The organism is Cellulomonas sp. ICMP 17802, assembly GCF_041295535.1.
Lineage (GTDB): Bacteria > Actinomycetota > Actinomycetes > Actinomycetales > Cellulomonadaceae > Cellulomonas.
This window is the reverse complement of record NZ_JBGFQZ010000008.1, coordinates 1-15,556: the sequence shown is the minus strand read 5'-3', so window position 1 is coordinate 15,556 and position 15,556 is coordinate 1. Positions and strand designations below refer to the sequence as shown.

The following is a 15,556-nucleotide window of genomic DNA, read 5'->3' as shown; positions in this document are numbered from 1 at the left end:
CGAGCGTGGACGTCCACCTGATCACCGACGACGGCGTGCGCGAGTGCGGCGTCGACGAGCTGCCCGAGCTGCTCACGGGCCGGCACGGGATCGTGTGGGTGGACATCCCGCAGTGGTCCCCGGAGGCCGCCGACGTGCTCACGAACGTGTTCGGGATGCACCCGCTGGCCGTGCACGACTGCGAGGTCCGCAACCGGCTGCCCAAGCTGCACGCGTACCCGAGCTCGTTGTTCCTGGTGCTGCACGCGCCGGAGCGCGGCGCCGGCGGCCACGTGCACCACGTCGAGCTGGACCGCCTGATCGGGCCGCGCTACCTGGTCACCGTGCACGGGCCGGTCAACCCCGCGGTCGCGGCCGACGTGCCCCTGCGGGACACGCGTGAGGTGCTGGAGCGCATCCGGTCGGGCCGGCTCAAGCCCCGCACGTCCTTCGACATCTCCCACGCGATCGTCTCGGCGCTCACGCGCCGCATGGAGAAGTTCGTCGAGGAGCTCACCGCGGACGTGTGGGAGCTGGAGCGGCGCGTCACCGACGGCGGCTACGGCAACCCCGAGCACTTCCTCGACGAGATGTTCCGCACCCGGCACGGTCTGCTCGCCGTGAAGACGATCGCCGCGCAGACCGCGGAGATCTACCGCCGCCTGATGGGCCTCCCGCGCGCCGTGCCGGAGGAGAGCCGGCACCTGGTGGGCGACCTGGTCGACCAGTTCGACCGGATCGCCGGGCTGGCCGGCGAGGAGAAGGACTACCTGCAGGGCGTCATCGAGTTCTACCGGACGCGCACGGAGACCAAGATGACGATCGCCGCGGAGCGCCTCGCCGTCATCGCCGTGGTCACGCTGCCGATCACGGCGCTCGCGTCCGTGCTCGGCATGAACATGATCGTGAACACCCACACGGTGCCGATCCCGCTGAGCATCGCCCTGACCGTGATGATCGCCATGTCGTTCGGCCTGCTGTGGTGGGCCAAGCGCCAGGGCTGGTGGTGAGGAGTCAATCCGCCCGTCACCCGACAGAGGTGTCAATGTCACCCGAGAGGACTACCGTGCCCGGGTGCACCGCAACCCGGTGCACAACCGACAGCACGGGAGGACTCCGGCATGGGTATCAACGTCCTGCAGCGAGGCAGGGTCAGGCACGGCCTGAGAGCGGGCGCGGTGGCGGCAGCCGCGGTGCTCGCGGTCGGCCTCGCCACACCGGCGATGGCCGGCGACGGGCACGACGGACACGGTGGCGGGCACGGGACCGGCGGGTCGAACGACTACCGCCTCACGGTGATGGGGACCACCGACCTGCACGGCAACGCCCTGAACTGGGACTACTTCAAGAACGCGGAGTACGACGACAGCGCCCACAACGACGTGGGGCTGGCCAAGGTGTCGACCCTGGTCAACCAGGTGCGCGCCGACCGCGGCGACCGGAACACGCTCCTCGTCGACGCGGGCGACACCATCCAGGGGACCTCGCTGGCGTACTACTACGCCAAGGTCCAGCCGATCTCCAGGACGGTCGAGCACCCGATGGCGGCCGCGATGAACGCGATCGGGTACGACGCCGCCGCCGTGGGCAACCACGAGTTCAACTACGGCATCCCCTACCTGCGCACGTTCCAGAAGCAGCTCGACTTCCCGCTGCTCGCCGCCAACGCGCTCGACGACGGCACGGGGCGCCCCGCCTTCCAGCCGTACGTCATCAAGACCGTCAAGCCCGCGCACGGCAAGCCCATCCAGGTCGGCATCCTCGGCCTGACCAACCCGGGCATCGCCATCTGGGACAAGGCCAACGTCCAGGGCAAGATGCACTTCGACGGGCTGGTCGAGCAGGCCAAGAAGTACGTGCCCGAGATGCGGCGCAAGGGCGCCGACGTCGTCATCGTGGCCGCCCACTCGGGCGCCGACACGTCGTCGTCCTACGGCGACACGCTGCCGTTCCCCGAGAACGCCTCGACCCTGGTGGCCCAGCAGGTGCCCGGCATCGACGCGATCCTCGTGGGCCACGCGCACCAGGAGATCGCCCAGCGCGTGGTCACCAACACGGCCACGGGAAAGCCCGTCGTGCTCTCCGAGCCGCTGAAGTGGGGTGAGCGGCTCTCGGTGTTCGACATCGACCTGTCGTTCGCCCGCGGGCGCTGGACCGTGCAGTCGGTGGGCGCGCAGGTGCTCAACTCGAACACGGTCGCCGAGGACCCGAAGATCGTCAGCCTGCTCCAGGCGGACCACCAGAAGGTCGTCGACTACGTGAACGGCGTGATCGGCACGTCCACGGAGGCGATGTCGGCCGCGACGGCCCGCTACGAGGACACGGCCGCGCTCGACTTCATCAACTACGTGCAGGCGGGGGCGGTGAAGGCCGAGCTCACGGGTGCCGACGCCGCGCTGCCCGTGCTGTCCATCGCGGCGCCGTTCAACAAGGACGCGGCGATCCCCCAGGGCGACGTCTCGGTGCGGGACATCGCCGGCCTGTACATCTACGACAACACGCTCCTGGGCATCAAGCTCACGGGCGCGCAGGTCAAGGCGTACCTGGAGAAGTCGGCGGAGTACTTCAAGCCCGCCCCGACGCCCGGCACGTACGCGGCCGCCGACCTCACCAACGCGGTGACGCCGACGGCCCCGAACGGCACGCCCGACTACAACTACGACGTCATGGGCGGGCTCGACCAGCCGCTGACCTACGACATCGACCTGGCGCAGCCGGTCGGCAGCCGGATCACCGGCCTGGCCTACGGCGGCGTCCCCGTGAGCGACACCCAGGAGTTCGTCGTCGCGATCAACAACTACCGGCAGTCGGGCGGTGGCAACTTCCCGGGCGTGGTCGGCGCGCCGGTCGTCTACAACCGGCAGGTGGAGATCCGGCAGCTGCTCATCGACTGGGTGAGCGCCAACCAGGTGGTGGACCCGGCGGTCTTCTCGTCGACCAACCCCGACTGGCGTCTGACTTCCGGCGGCACGCCGCTGACCGTCACGCCGTAGCACCACGCGCGCGGGCGCCGTCAGGCGGCCGCCCGGTTGCGGGCCACCGCCGCGCGCCCGGCCTCGAGGCGGGCGATCGGCACCCGGAACGGGGAGCACGAGACGTAGTCCAGGCCCACCTCGTGGAAGAAGTGGATGGACTCGGGGTCTCCCCCGTGCTCGCCGCAGACGCCGAGGTGCAGACCCGGCTTCGTGGCCCGACCGCCCTGCACGCCGGCGCGCACCAGCGCACCCACGCCGTCGGCGTCCAGGGTCTCGAACGGGGAGATGGTGAGCACCCCGTTCTGCAGGTAGTCCGCGAAGAAGGCCCGCTCGACGTCGTCGCGCGAGAACCCCCACGTGGTCTGCGTGAGGTCGTTGGTGCCGAACGAGAAGAAGTCGGCCTCCTCGGCGATGCGGTGCGCCGTGAGTGCGGCGCGCGGCAGCTCGATCATGCAGCCGATCGGCAGGTCCAGCGGGACACCGGACGCCGCGCTGACCTCGGCGAGCACCCGCTCGGCCTCCTCGCGGACCAGCTGCAGCTCCCGCACCGACCCCACCAGCGGCACCATGATCTCCGGCCGCGGGTCCAGGCCGGCCCGGCGCAGCTGCACCGTGGCCTCGGCGATCGCCCGCACCTGCAGCGCGAACAGTCCCGGCAGCGTCAGCCCGAGGCGCACGCCGCGCAGCCCGAGCATCGGGTTCTGCTCGTGCATCCGCTGGACGGCCGCCAGCAGCACGACGTCCTTCGGGTCCGGCTCGGGGGCCACCGCCACGCGGACGGCCAGCTCGGTGAGGTCCGGGAGGAACTCGTGCAGCGGCGGGTCGATGAGCCGGATGGTGGTCGGCAGCCCGTCCATCGCCTCCAGCAGCCCGGCGAAGTCGTCCCGCTGCAGCGGGAGCAGCGCGTCGAGGGCGGCGAGCCGGGCGTCGTCGGAGTCGGCGAGCACGAGCCGCTCGATGTACTGCCTCCGCTCGCCCAGGAACTGGTGCTCCGTGCGGCACAGGCCGATGCCCTGGGCGCCGCGGTCCCGCGCGCGGCGGGCATCGACGGCGTTGTCGGCGTTGGCCCGGACCTGCATCCGCCGGACCGAGTCGGCGTGCCGCAGCACGCGGTCGACAGCCGACACCAGCGCGCGCGCCTCGGGGTCGCGCGCCGCCGCCAGCCCGGCGTCGATCCCGTCGGACACGTAGACCATGACCGGCGAGTCGACCACGGGCACCTCGCCGCGGAAGACCTCGCCGGTGGAGCCGTCGATCGCGATGACGTCCCCGGCGTGGAGCACCAGGTTTCCGACCCGGACCTCGCCGGCGACGGCGTCGACCATGAGCTCCTCGGCCCCGACCACGGCGCAGGTGCCCATTCCCCGGGCCACCACCGCGGCGTGCGACGTCTTGCCACCCCGCGCCGTGAGGATGCCGTCGGCCACGATCATGCCCTGCAGGTCGTCCGGGTTGGTCTCGCGCCGCACCAGGATGACGTGCGCCCCGGCCGTCGTGCGCTCCAGCGCCTGCTCGTTGTCCAGCACGATCTCGCCGACGGCGGCCCCGGGCGAGGCCGGCATGGCCTGCGTCAGCAGCTGCCTGGCCGCGCTGGAGTCGAACTGCGGGAAGAGCAGCTGGTTGAGCTTGTCGCCCGAGCACCGCGAGATCGCCTCGTCCATCGTGATGAGGCTCTCGTCCACCAGCTCGGTGGCGATGCGGAACGCGGCGGCCGCCGTGCGCTTGCCCACCCGGGTCTGCAGCAGCCACAGCTTGCCGCGCTCGATGGTGAACTCGATGTCGCACAGGTCGCGGTAGTGCGTCTCGAGGCGCCGCATCGCGTGCCGGAGCGCGTCGTACGAGACGGGGTCCAGCAGCTCCAGCTCCGCCAGCGGCAGGGTGTTCCGGATGCCCGCGACCACGTCCTCGCCCTGGGCGTTCGGCAGGTAGTCGCCGTAGACGCCGGACGCGCCCGTGGACGGGTCGCGCGTGAAGCAGACGCCCGTGCCGGACGACTCGCCGAGGTTGCCGAACACCATGGCCACCACGTTGACGGCGGTGCCCAGGTCGTTCGGGATCCGCTCGCGGCGGCGGTAGAGCCGGGCGCGGTCGGTGTTCCATGAGTCGAGCACCGCCTCGATCGCCATGTCGAGCTGCTCGCGCGGGTGCTGCGGGAACTCGCGGCCGGTCTGCTCGATCACGATGTCCTTGAACGTCTGCACGAGGATGCGCAGGTCCTGCGCGGACAGGTCCACGTCGGTGGCGGCGCCGACAGCCGCCTTGCGGGCGTCGAGCGCGGAGGCGAACACGTCGCCGTCGATCCCGAGCACGGTCTTGCCGAACATCTGGATCAGGCGCCGGTAGGAGTCCCAGGCGAAGCGCTCGTCGCCCGAGAACTCCGTGAGCCCCTTCACGGACGCGTCGTTGAGCCCGATGTTGAGCACCGTCTCCATCATCCCCGGCATCGAGAACTTGGCGCCCGAGCGCACCGAGACCAGCAGCGGCTCGTGGAAGTCGCCGAGCCGCCGGCCGATGACGTCCTCGATCTCCCGGACCGCCAGCGTCACCTCGACCCGGAGCTCGGGCGGTACGTGCCCGTCGCGCATGTACGCGCGGCACGCCTCCGTGGTGATGGTGAACCCGGGCGGCACGGGCAGGTCGAGATTCGTCATCTCGGCGAGGTTCGCGCCCTTGCCGCCCAAGAGGTCCTTCTGATCCTTGTTGCCGTCCGAGAACCGGGAGACGTAGCTGGCCATCAGTGAGCTCCTGTCATCACGCTGGACGAGACGATTACCCGCCTCCTTCAAGCGTCCAGGTCAATCCGGAGCGGTTTCAATGGTGTTCGACTGTCAAGAACGTGCCTTGTTGCCCTAACGTCAACGTCATGGCGACGACCTCACCCCGGCCGGTGATCGACCTCCCCACCGACCCGCGCACGGCGTCCACCGACGGGACGCAGCTGCTCATGCTCGGGAGGCGCATCCGGCACGCGCGGACCGCCCGCGGGCTCACGCTGGACGAGCTGGGCCGGCAGGTCGGGTCCACCGCCAGCCAGCTGTCGCTGGTCGAGAACGGGCGCCGCGAGCCGCGGCTGAGCCTGCTGCAGTCGCTGGCGACCGCCCTGGGCACCACGACGACCGACCTGCTGGACGCCGCCCCGCCGTCCCGCCGGGCGGCGCTCGAGATCGAGCTGGACCGCGCCCAGGGCACCGGCACGTACGCCGCACTGGGGCTGCCCACCGTGCGGCCCGCCAAGAACCTGCCGACCGAGACCCTCGAGGCCCTCGTGGGTCTGCACCGCGAGCTGGCCCGGCGCGACGACGCGGCCATCGCCACCCCGGAGGAGGCGCGGCGCGCGACCACGGCGCTGCGGCTGTGGATGCGGGAGCGCAACAACCACCTGCCCGAGATCGAGGAGGCGGCCGAGGACCTGGTCCGACGGGCCGGCTACACCACGGGCGCCCTCACCCACAGCGCGGTGGCCCAGATGGCGGCCGACCTGGGCTTCTCGCTGCTGCACGTGGACGACCTGCCGCACTCCACGCGCACCGTCACCGACCTGGCCAACGGCCGCATCTACCTGCCGCCGGCTTCGATCCCCGGCGGCCACGGCCTGCGCTCGCTGGCGCTCCAGGCGATCGCCCACCGGGTGCTCGCGCACTCCACGCCGCGCAGCTACGCCGACTTCCTGCGCCAGCGCGTCGAGATCACCTACTTCGCGGCCGCGTGCCTCATGCCGCGCACGGCCGCCGTCGCCCACCTCAGCGCGGCCAAGCGTCGCAAGGAGCTCGCGGTCGAGGACTTCCGGGACGCGTTCGGCGTCACGCACGAGGCCGCCGCCCTGCGCCTGACCAACCTGCTGACCGAGCACCTCGACATCCGCCTGCACTTCCTGCGCGTGGCCGACGACGGCACGCTGTACAAGGGCTACGCCAACGACGCGGTGCGCTTCCCCACCGACGGCACCGGCGCCATCGAGGGCCAGGTCGTGTGCCGCGAGTGGGCCGCCCGGTCGGCGTTCACGCGCCGCAACCGGGCCACGGAGTACTACCAGTACACCGACACCCCGGAGGGCACGTTCTGGTGCACCACCCAGACCGGCTCGACCTCGGCCGGGGGCTTCTCCATCACCGTGGGCGTGCCGTTCACCGCGGCGAAGTGGTTCCGCGGGCGCGACACGACGACCCGCCGGGAGTCCCGCTGCCCCGATCCCTCGTGCTGCCGCCAGCCCGACCCGGCCCTGGCCGCGCGGTGGGCGCCCCATGCCTGGCCCAGCGCCGCCGTCCACGCGCACGTGCTGGCGCCGCTGCCCACGGGCGCTTTCCCGGGCGTCGAGGATGCCGAGGTGTACGCGTTCCTCGACCGGCACGCCGGAGACCGCGCACCCGCCTGAAATGGAGCGTGAAAAGGAGCACAGTGTCGTCATGGCCCAGATCAGGGTGTTCGTGCTGGACGACCACGAGGTCGTCCGCCAAGGGCTGCTGCGTCTGATCGACGCCGACCCCGACATGACGGTGGTGGGCGAGGCGTCCACCGCGCACGAGGCCCTCGTCCGCGTGCCCCTGTGCGACGCGGACGTCGCCCTGCTCGACGTCCGCCTCCCCGACGGGAGCGGCGTGGAGGTGTGCCGCGAGCTCACGGCGACGGCGCCGTCGGTCCGGTGTCTCATGCTCACCTCCTACGAGGACGACGAAGCCCTCCTGGCCGCAATCACCGCGGGCGCTGCCGGCTACGTGCTCAAGGAGATCCGCGGTCCCCAGCTGCTCGACTCGATCCGGCTGGTCGCCGCAGGCCGCTCCTTGCTCGACCCTGCCACCACGGCCCGGGTGCTGGAACGGCTCCGGGTGTCGCAGCGGCACGACGCCCGGCTCGACCTGCTCACGGCCCAGGAGAGCGCGGTGCTCGACCTCATCGGCGAAGGGCTGACCAACCGGGAGATCGCGGACCGCATGTTCCTGGCCGAGAAGACCGTGAAGAACTACATCTCCAGCCTCCTCGCCAAGATCGAGGTCCGGGGTCGCACGCAGGCGGCGCTGTTCATCGCCGAGCAGCACCGCCTGCACCCCGAGGCCGCGGCCATCAGCGTGCCGGAGCCCCGAGAGAGCCGGGGTCGATCGGACGCAGGCCCAGCAGCAGACCGGTGAGCCCCACGCCCCACGCGCGGGCGCGGTCCAGCTCGCCGTCGCGCAGCGGGCCCTTGATCCCCATCACCCAGAAGCTCTCCGCCTCCGCCGCCACCTGGAAGCCGGCCCGACGCAGCACCCGCCAGGCCCCCACGGCGGCCGAACCGGGCACGTGCGGGCTGTGGATGCGGGTGTCGAACGTGGCCGCGTGCACCGGGCGCTCGGGCGGCTCGAGCTCGCGGAGCCACTCGCGCACGCCGATCGTGGGCGCGGCCTCCGTCTCCCCCGCCTTCTGCTGCGCGTCCGCCCGGGTGCCCGGCCGGCTCATGCCGAACGCCTGCGTCGGCGCCCCGACCACCAGCAGCTCGAGCTCCGGAGGCAGCCGCCGCGGCGCCGCGCCGACCTCGAGGAGGGCGACGTCGTGCATGCGGCTGAACATGCCCTGCCACACGGCCTGTGCCACCTGGCCCGTGTTCCCGAACGACGACTCGTACACCACCAGTGCCCGCATCGTCCCCACCTCCTCGTGTGTCGACCTGGGACTCAGGATGTCGCCGGCGGAACCCGCCGCCCCAGGGCCGAAGGGCCCTGTTCACACCGGCAGGGGCGTCGGCGCACCTATGCTCCGACCATGCGAGAGGACGGCACGGACACGGAGCGCGACGACCGGCTCGACGCCCTCATGGGCGCCGTCGTGTCCATGTCCGCGGAGCTCGACATCGCCACGGTCCTGGAGCGGCTGGTCGCCGCGGGGTGCAGCCTCACCGGCGCCCGCTACGGGGCGCTCGGGGTGCTCGGCGAGCACGGCGGGCTGCAGGAGTTCGTGCACCAGGGCATCGACGAGCAGACCGCGCGGCGGATCGGGCACCTGCCCGAGGGCAAGGGCGTGCTCGGCCACCTCGTGTCGAGCCCGCACCCGCTGCGCCTGCACGACCTGGCCGACCACCCCTCCTCCGTCGGCTTCCCGCCGAACCACCCGCCGATGCACACGTTCCTCGGGGTGCCGGTGCGCGCGCGGGGCGCGGTGTTCGGCAACCTGTACCTGACGGACAAGGCGGGCGGGGCGGACTTCACGGCGCGTGACGAGCAGGTCGCGGTCGCCCTCGCCGCGGCGGCCGGCGTCGCGCTCGGCCACGCGCGCGCCTACCGGCAGGCGCGCGAGCACGAGCTCTGGCTCGAGACGGCGGCCGCCACGTCGGCCACCCTGACCTCGGGCCTGCCGCACGACGAGGCGGTGGTGTCGGTGCTCGCGCTGGTCCGGCGGAGCGCGGGCGCCACCGGCTCGCGGCTCTACGGGGTCGTCGACCCGCTGCCGCCGGAGATCGAGGCGGACCTCGCGGGGCGGTGGCCGGCGCTGCGCCGGGTCGCGGACGGCCGGGACTTCGAGGAGGAGGGGCCGGCCTGGGTGCTCGCGCTCCCCCTGCGCAGCGGCGAGCGCTGGGTGGGCGGGCTGGCCCTGTCCTGGCCCGCGGACGACGACCTGACCTCGGCGCCGTCGCTGGACCTGCCGAGCGTCGCGGGGTTCGGCGAGCAGCTCGCCCTGGCGCTCGACGTCGCGGAGGCGCAGTCCGACCGCGCCCGGCTGGCAGTGCTGGAGGAGCGCGAGCGGATCGCGCGGGACCTGCACGACATGGTCATCCAGCGGCTCTTCGCCATCGGGCTCGACGTCCAGGGCGCGGCGCAGGACGCGGTGCGTCCCGACGTGATGCGCCGGCTCGAAGGAGCCGTCGACGACCTGGACGAGACCATCAAGGACGTGCGCACCACGATCTTCCGGCTCAGTGCCCGGGGCGGCGCCACGGGGTCCGGCCTGCGGCACCGCATCGACTCCGAGGTGGTGAACGCGCGGCACACCCTCGGGTTCATGCCGCGGCTGCGCACCGACGGCGTCACGGCCACGGTCCCGGACGACATCGCCGAGGACGCCGTCGCCGTGGTGCGCGAGGCGCTGTCCAACATCGCCCGGCACGCGCACGCCCACGAGGTGGTGGTCCGGGTGGTGGTCGGTCTCGACCTGCTGGTGGAGGTGCAGGACGACGGTCGGGGCATCCCCGACGCCGTCGCCGTGCGCAGCGGGCTGGCCAACCTCGAGTACCGCGCGGTGCGCCGGGGTGGGACGCTCGAGATCACGGCGCTGCCCGAGGGCGGCACCCACCTGCAGTGGTCGGTGCCCCTGCCCTGACGACGGTCGCCACACGCACGAGAGGCTCGGCTCCCCCCGGGGCCGGGCCTCTCTGCGTCGGCCGCTCGCGGCCCCTGCCGATCGTCCAGGGGCGCGGGCCGCCGGCGCGGGGGTCGTCCGCCACCTGCATCGCACCGGCGGCGGCCGCCCCGAACCGGGTACTCACCCGTTGTCGTGCACCACCAGCACCGGGCACGTGGCCTCACGGACCACGGCGCTGGAGACCGAGCCGAGCAGCATGCCCCGGAACCCGCCGAGGCCTCGCGAGCCGACGACCAGCAGAGCCGCTCCCCGGGCCATCCCGGTGAGCGCGTCCGCCGGGTCGTCGTCGACGAGCGCGGCGTCCACGACGAGCCCCGCGTTGTCGGCCCGCAGGTTCTCGGCCACCACGCGGGCGGCCTTGTGCGTCGGGTCGTCCTCGTCGTCGGTGGCGAGCGGAGGCAGGCTGCCGCGGCCGAACGGGTCCGGGATGGTCGGACGCGCGTGGACGACCGTCAGCGCACGCCCGCGCATCCAGGCCTCGTGCGCCGCCACGTGCGCGGCGGCCAGGGACGCCGAGGATCCGTCGACGCCGACCACGACGGGAGCTTCGGGTGTCGTCCTGGCGGCGCGGACCACGGCGACCGGGCACCGGGCGTGCGCGGCGACGTGTGCACCGGTCGAGCCGGTCCGGCCGCGACCGTCGCGCGGGCGCGCCCCGACGACGAGCAGCTGCGCGTCGGCGCTCAGCTCACGCAGGCTCGGCACGACCTGCCCGTGCAGGACGCGGGTCTCCACAGGCACGCCGGGGTGCCGCTCGAGGAGGCGCGCCTGCTGGTCGGCCAGGTACTGCACGGCCTCGCCGTCGACGTCGCTGCCCCCCACGATCGGGTACCAGCTCCAGGCCGTGACCTGCCAGGCCTCGTCGACCGTCCGCACGAGCAGCACGTCGGCCTGCCGCCGTACCGCCTCGGCCACGCCCCACTCCAGGGTGTGCGCGCTGTTCGCGGTGCCGTCGAGCGCGATGACGACCGGTCCGTCGGTACGCATGAGGTGCCTCCTTGCTCCTCGCGCGTGGCCGCACCGGCCGGTCGCCGGCCACAGCCGCGCTCCCTCCAGCCTCCTCGCCCGGCAGCGCGCCGTCCCGGGACCTGGGTCCCTGATCGGCCGACGCACGCGGGACCTTCGGCCCTGGGTGAGGACGGCGGGGCCGGACAACCGTGGACACATCGGAGTTGCACACCCCGGTCCCGACAGCGGGGCCCAGCACGGAGGGAAATCGCCATGGCCACCATCCATCCCGAGGCGCGTACCTCGACCCATCCCGCAGTCCTGGTCGAGGACGACGTCGTCACGACCGCGACGGGCCGTCGATGGCTCGCCGCCACCCGGCTCGCCACGGGCTTCATCTTCCTGTGGGCGTTCCTCGACAAGGCGTTCGGACTGCACTACAGCACGGGCGCTGCGGTGGCCGGGGCTGAGCCGACGTTGTCGTGGATCAACGGGGGCACCCCGAGCCAGGGCTTCATGAAGTTCGGCGCCACCGGACCGTTCAAGGACACCTTCGCCTCGATGGCGAGCACCGCGACCGACTGGCTGTTCATGCTCTGCCTGCTCGGTGTCGGCGTCGCCGTGATGCTGGGCATCGGCCTGCGGATCTCCGCGGTCGCCGGCTCGCTGCTGATGCTGCTCATGTGGACCGCCGAGTGGCCGTTCATCCAGGGCACCAACAACCCGCTGATCGACTACCACATCATCTACGCGCTCGTCCTGATCGTGTGCGCGACGCTCTTCGCCGGAGACACCTGGGGCCTCGGCCGCTGGTGGGCGAAGCTCCCCCTGGTGCAGCGGTTCCGCTGGCTGCGCTGACGCGATCTCGAGAGGGGATCCGGAGCGGCACCTCGACCAACGAGGTGCCGCTCTGACACGATCGGTCGGGTGGTGGACATGGACCCGGGATGGACCGAGAACACGCTCGACGTGGAGGGCCACAAGGTCTTCTACAGGCTGAGCGCCGACGTTCCGGGCGCCCTGCCGATCGTGCACGTGCACGGGTTCGGCATCTCGGGCACCTACCTGATGCCGACGGCCCGCCTGCTGGCCGGGCGGGCCACCAACGTCGTGCCGGACCTGCCCGGGTACGGCCGGAGCGAACGCTGGGGCTACACCCTCGGCATCCCCGCGCTGGCGCTCGCCCTCCTGACGATGCTCGACCACTTCGGGCTGGAGAAGGTCGTCCTGGTGGGCAACTCGATGGGGTGCCCGGTGAGCCTCGAGGTGGCGCACGCCGCGCCGGACCGGGTGGACCGGATCGTGCTCGTCTCGCCCGCGGGCGGGGTCCACAACCAGGGCCTCGGCAAGGCGATCAGGCAGCTGGCGCGTGACGGCACGCGCGAGAGCCCGGCCATGGCGCGGGTGGCCGTCCCGGACTACCTCAAGTTCGGACCCGTCAACACGTGGAACATGTTCAGCGAGCTCACCCGGTTCCCGTCGCTGGAGCGGCTCCTGCGGGCGACCGTGCCCACGCTGGTCGTCATCGGGAGCAAGGACCCCCTGATGGCGCCGCCGCTCCGGGTGCGGGAGGTCGCCCGCCTCGCCGGCCCGCACACCACGGTGGCCCTGATCGAGGGTGCCGCCCACGCGATCAACTTCAGCCACCCCGGCGAGCTCTCCCACGTCATCGGGTCCTGGCTCGACGGCGTCGAGATCGTCGACGACCCCGACTCTCCCGGGTTCACCCGGGTCCTGCAGCTGCCCCGGGACTGAGCAGCCGCTCGAGCAGCAGCGCGTCCAGCGCCGGGTCGGCCAGCGGCCGGAAGTGCCCCGGGGTCGACAGGACCACGTTCTGCGCGCCGTCGAGCGCGCTCCCGGCCGGGATGTGCGGGTCCCACGCGCTGTGCACCGAGGTGATCCGGGCGTTCACGGACCGCTCACGGGCCAGCGCCACGATCGTCGCGTTGCTCGGGATGAAGGCGCGCACCGCCGGCGCGAGGAACCAGCGGGCGTGGACCGAGCCGGAGAACGGCGTGTTGACGGCGATCATCGAGTCGATCCGCCCGTCGGGGTCCTCGCGCACCATGGCGAGCTTGCCGATGAGCCCGCCCTTGCTGTGGGCGACGACGACGACGCCCCGCAGGTCGTGGTCCACCAGGTACCGGCCGAGCACCTGCGCCGCGTGGGGCACGGGCCGCCGGTTGCTGCGCAGGTGGGGCAGCACGTGCACCCGCACGCCGCGCCCGTGCAGGAAGGTGGCGATCGGCAGCAGGAAGTGCCACGACTCGTAGACGCCGGGCAGCAGCACCACCGGGGGGCCGACCGGTCGCTCGGGGTGACGCAGGTGCTCGGGGTCGACGCGGGACATCAGGCCCAAGGCCTGCCAGCGCAGCACCGCGGCGTAGTCCCGGGCGCGCCACCACGTCCGGTGGAGCAGGCGGCCGGCCCCCGGCGTCGCATCGGGCATGCGGCCATCGTCGCGCACCATGCGTGCCTCCGTGTCCCGATTGGTCCTATCTTGGGCTGGTGCCCCGCACCCACCCCGGCAGGTCGGCGTGAACATCCTCGTGGGCGCGCTCATCACGCTCGGCGTCACGGCGTTCACCGTGACGGCGATGCTGCTGGTCCGTCGCCGCGCCCCGGAGGGCAGCTGGTTCACCGACGGCGACCGCGCGTCCGGCGTCTTCGGGGTGTTGGCCACAGGGTTCTCGGTCCTGCTCGGCTTCATCATCTTCCTGGCGTTCCAGTCCTACGACCAGGCACGGTCGGGCGCGGAGACCGAGGCGGTGATCGTGGCGCAGCAGGTGCAGACCGCGCAGTTCCTGCCGCAGGACGTCCGCGAGCCGCTGACCGGCCAGCTGATCTGCTACGCCCGCGCCGTGGTGGGCGTCGAGTGGCCCAAGATGCAGCAGGGGACGCTCGGCGACGAGTTCAACCCGTGGGCCGCCGACCTGTACCGGACGATCCACTCCGTGGACCCGCAGTCGGACGTCGAGCAGTCGGCCTACGACCGGTGGATGGACCAGACGGCCAACCGCGAGCAGGCCCGCGTCGACCGCGTGCACGGCGCCGAGGGCCTGATCCCGCTGCCGCTGTGGCTGGTCCTGTTCGTCATCTCCGCGGTGATCTTCGTGTACGTGCTGTTCTTCGCGGACTCCGGCGAGAGCGCGGTGACCCAGGGCGTGCTGATGGGCAGCGTCACCGTCACCATCACGCTGCTGCTCCTGCTGCTCGCGTTCTTCGACCACCCGCACGGCGACCAGGTCGGCAAGCTGCAGCCGGTGGCCATGGAGCGCACGCTGCGGCTGATCGACGCGCAGCTGGACGAGGTCGGCCTGACGGTCACGGCCCCGTGCGACGACGCCGGTCGGGCCCGCTGACGCCCCGCACCGGGGGTGCCGCGAGCGGGTCGTCGGGCCACGCGTGCTTGGGGTACCGCCCGCGCAGCTCGGCGCGCACCTGCGGATAGCCGGTCCGCCAGAACGACTCGAGGTCGGCGGTGACGGCGGCCGGGCGGCCCGCCGGCGAGAGCAGGTGCAGCAGGACGGGCACCCGCCCGTCGGCGAGCCGCGGCGTCGCCCGCCACCCGAACGTCTCCTGCAGCCGGACGGCCAGCACGGGCTGGTCGCCGGTGTAGTCGACCCGGACGCCGGACCCGCTGGGCACCGTGATCCGCTCCGGCGCGAGCGCGTCGAGCCGCGCGGCGTCGGGCCACGGCAGCAGCCGGCGCAGCCCGTGCAGCACGTCGACGCGCGCGAGGTCCCGCGTCCCTCGCACCCGCGACAGGTCGAGCCAGGCGTCGAGGTCGGCCAGCAGGGCGTCGTCGGACACGTCGGGCCAGGGGCTGCCGAGCGCGCGGTGCAGGAACGCCAGCCGGCCGCGCAGGGCCGTCGCGGCGTCGGTCCAGCGCAGCAGCCCGAGCCCGTCGCGCGCGAGGCCCGTCCGCACCGCGGCCGCCACGAGCCCGGCCGGGGGGTCCGTCAGCGGCACGGACGTCAGCTCGATGGCGCCCAGCCGGCGCACCCGGCGGGCGACCACGGCGCCGTCCGCCCAGGCGACCACGTCCTCGTCGTGGAGCAGGGCCGGGGCCGCCTCGGTGGCCAGGTCCAGGTCGATCGGCGCGGCCGACCGGATCGTGGCGTCGCGCCGGCCGGCACCGCGGTCGGCGTCGGCGACGGCCAGCCACGGCAGGCCCGCGAGCGCCGACCCGGCCGGCAGCGCCGCACCCGTCCCGGAGGTCATGAGGTACGTGGAGCCGCCGGGCCGCAGCCGCGCGATGCGGTCGGGGTGCGCGAGCGCGACCACGAGACCCGCGGCGAGGTCGTCCGTCAGGCGCTCGGCCGGGC

At 72.9% G+C, this 15,556-nt stretch carries 13 protein-coding genes; 8 read left to right on the top strand and 5 right to left on the bottom strand.

Annotation, left to right across the window (positions count from 1 at the left end):
- Positions 1 to 5: 5 nt before the first annotated feature.
- Positions 6 to 989 (top strand): magnesium transporter CorA family protein, encoded by a 984-nt coding sequence (locus AB5970_RS08940; protein WP_370503583.1) that lies wholly within the window; start codon positions 6 to 8, stop codon positions 987 to 989.
- A gap of 111 nt (positions 990 to 1,100) precedes the next feature.
- The gene (locus AB5970_RS08935) at positions 1,101 to 2,972 is read left to right on the top strand and encodes a bifunctional metallophosphatase/5'-nucleotidase (protein ID WP_370503582.1); all 1,872 of its coding nucleotides are present in this window, start codon (positions 1,101 to 1,103) and stop codon (positions 2,970 to 2,972) included.
- A gap of 20 nt (positions 2,973 to 2,992) precedes the next feature.
- Here AB5970_RS08935 and ppdK read toward each other — a convergent pair whose 3' ends face one another.
- The gene (gene ppdK, locus AB5970_RS08930; RefSeq protein ID WP_370503581.1) at positions 2,993 to 5,689 is read right to left on the bottom strand and encodes a pyruvate, phosphate dikinase; all 2,697 of its coding nucleotides are present in this window, start codon (positions 5,687 to 5,689) and stop codon (positions 2,993 to 2,995) included.
- Between the two features lie 128 nt (positions 5,690 to 5,817).
- On the opposite strand from ppdK, the gene AB5970_RS08925 reads away from it, so the two are divergent.
- On the top strand, positions 5,818 to 7,326 hold the full coding sequence (locus AB5970_RS08925) for a helix-turn-helix domain-containing protein (RefSeq protein WP_370503580.1): 1,509 nt from the start codon (positions 5,818 to 5,820) through the stop codon (positions 7,324 to 7,326).
- 31 nt (positions 7,327 to 7,357) lie between these two features.
- Positions 7,358 to 8,077, top strand: a complete 720-nt coding sequence (locus AB5970_RS08920; protein ID WP_370503579.1) for a response regulator — start codon at positions 7,358 to 7,360, stop codon at positions 8,075 to 8,077.
- On the opposite strand, the gene AB5970_RS08915 is transcribed toward AB5970_RS08920, so the two are convergent.
- Positions 8,013 to 8,567, bottom strand: coding sequence for a flavodoxin/nitric oxide synthase (locus AB5970_RS08915; protein ID WP_370503578.1), 555 nt, complete (start codon positions 8,565 to 8,567; stop codon positions 8,013 to 8,015). The two genes, AB5970_RS08920 and AB5970_RS08915, sit on opposite strands and share 65 nt — an antisense overlap.
- A gap of 120 nt (positions 8,568 to 8,687) precedes the next feature.
- On the opposite strand from AB5970_RS08915, the gene AB5970_RS08910 reads away from it, so the two are divergent.
- On the top strand, positions 8,688 to 10,238 hold the full coding sequence (locus tag AB5970_RS08910; protein WP_370503577.1) for a GAF domain-containing sensor histidine kinase: 1,551 nt from the start codon (positions 8,688 to 8,690) through the stop codon (positions 10,236 to 10,238).
- Positions 10,239 to 10,400: 162 nt separating this feature from the next.
- On the opposite strand, the gene AB5970_RS08905 is transcribed toward AB5970_RS08910, so the two are convergent.
- The gene (locus AB5970_RS08905) at positions 10,401 to 11,267 is read right to left on the bottom strand and encodes a universal stress protein (protein ID WP_370503576.1); all 867 of its coding nucleotides are present in this window, start codon (positions 11,265 to 11,267) and stop codon (positions 10,401 to 10,403) included.
- 234 nt (positions 11,268 to 11,501) lie between these two features.
- Here AB5970_RS08905 and AB5970_RS08900 point away from each other — a divergent pair, with 234 nt between their 5' ends.
- Together AB5970_RS08900 and AB5970_RS08895 are read left to right on the top strand one after the other, a co-directional pair.
- On the top strand, positions 11,502 to 12,086 hold the full coding sequence (locus AB5970_RS08900; RefSeq protein WP_370503575.1) for a DoxX family protein: 585 nt from the start codon (positions 11,502 to 11,504) through the stop codon (positions 12,084 to 12,086).
- 78 nt (positions 12,087 to 12,164) lie between these two features.
- Complete coding sequence (locus AB5970_RS08895) at positions 12,165 to 12,983, top strand: alpha/beta fold hydrolase (RefSeq protein WP_370503574.1); 819 nt, start codon at positions 12,165 to 12,167, stop codon at positions 12,981 to 12,983.
- Here AB5970_RS08895 and AB5970_RS08890 read toward each other — a convergent pair.
- Positions 12,952 to 13,677: an esterase/lipase family protein gene (locus AB5970_RS08890; RefSeq protein ID WP_370503573.1), complete on the bottom strand. Its 726-nt coding sequence runs from the start codon at positions 13,675 to 13,677 to the stop codon at positions 12,952 to 12,954. The genes AB5970_RS08895 and AB5970_RS08890 overlap by 32 nt on opposite strands.
- A gap of 88 nt (positions 13,678 to 13,765) precedes the next feature.
- Between AB5970_RS08890 and AB5970_RS08885 the strand changes: the two genes are divergently transcribed.
- Positions 13,766 to 14,590 carry a hypothetical protein gene (locus AB5970_RS08885; RefSeq protein WP_370503572.1) on the top strand — a complete coding sequence of 275 codons (825 nt, stop codon included), beginning with the start codon at positions 13,766 to 13,768 and terminating at the stop codon, positions 14,588 to 14,590.
- On the opposite strand, the gene AB5970_RS08880 is transcribed toward AB5970_RS08885, so the two are convergent.
- The coding region (locus AB5970_RS08880) for an ATP-dependent helicase C-terminal domain-containing protein (RefSeq protein WP_370503571.1) at positions 14,553 to 15,556 on the bottom strand (1,004 nt) is incomplete at its 5' end. The genes AB5970_RS08885 and AB5970_RS08880 overlap by 38 nt on opposite strands.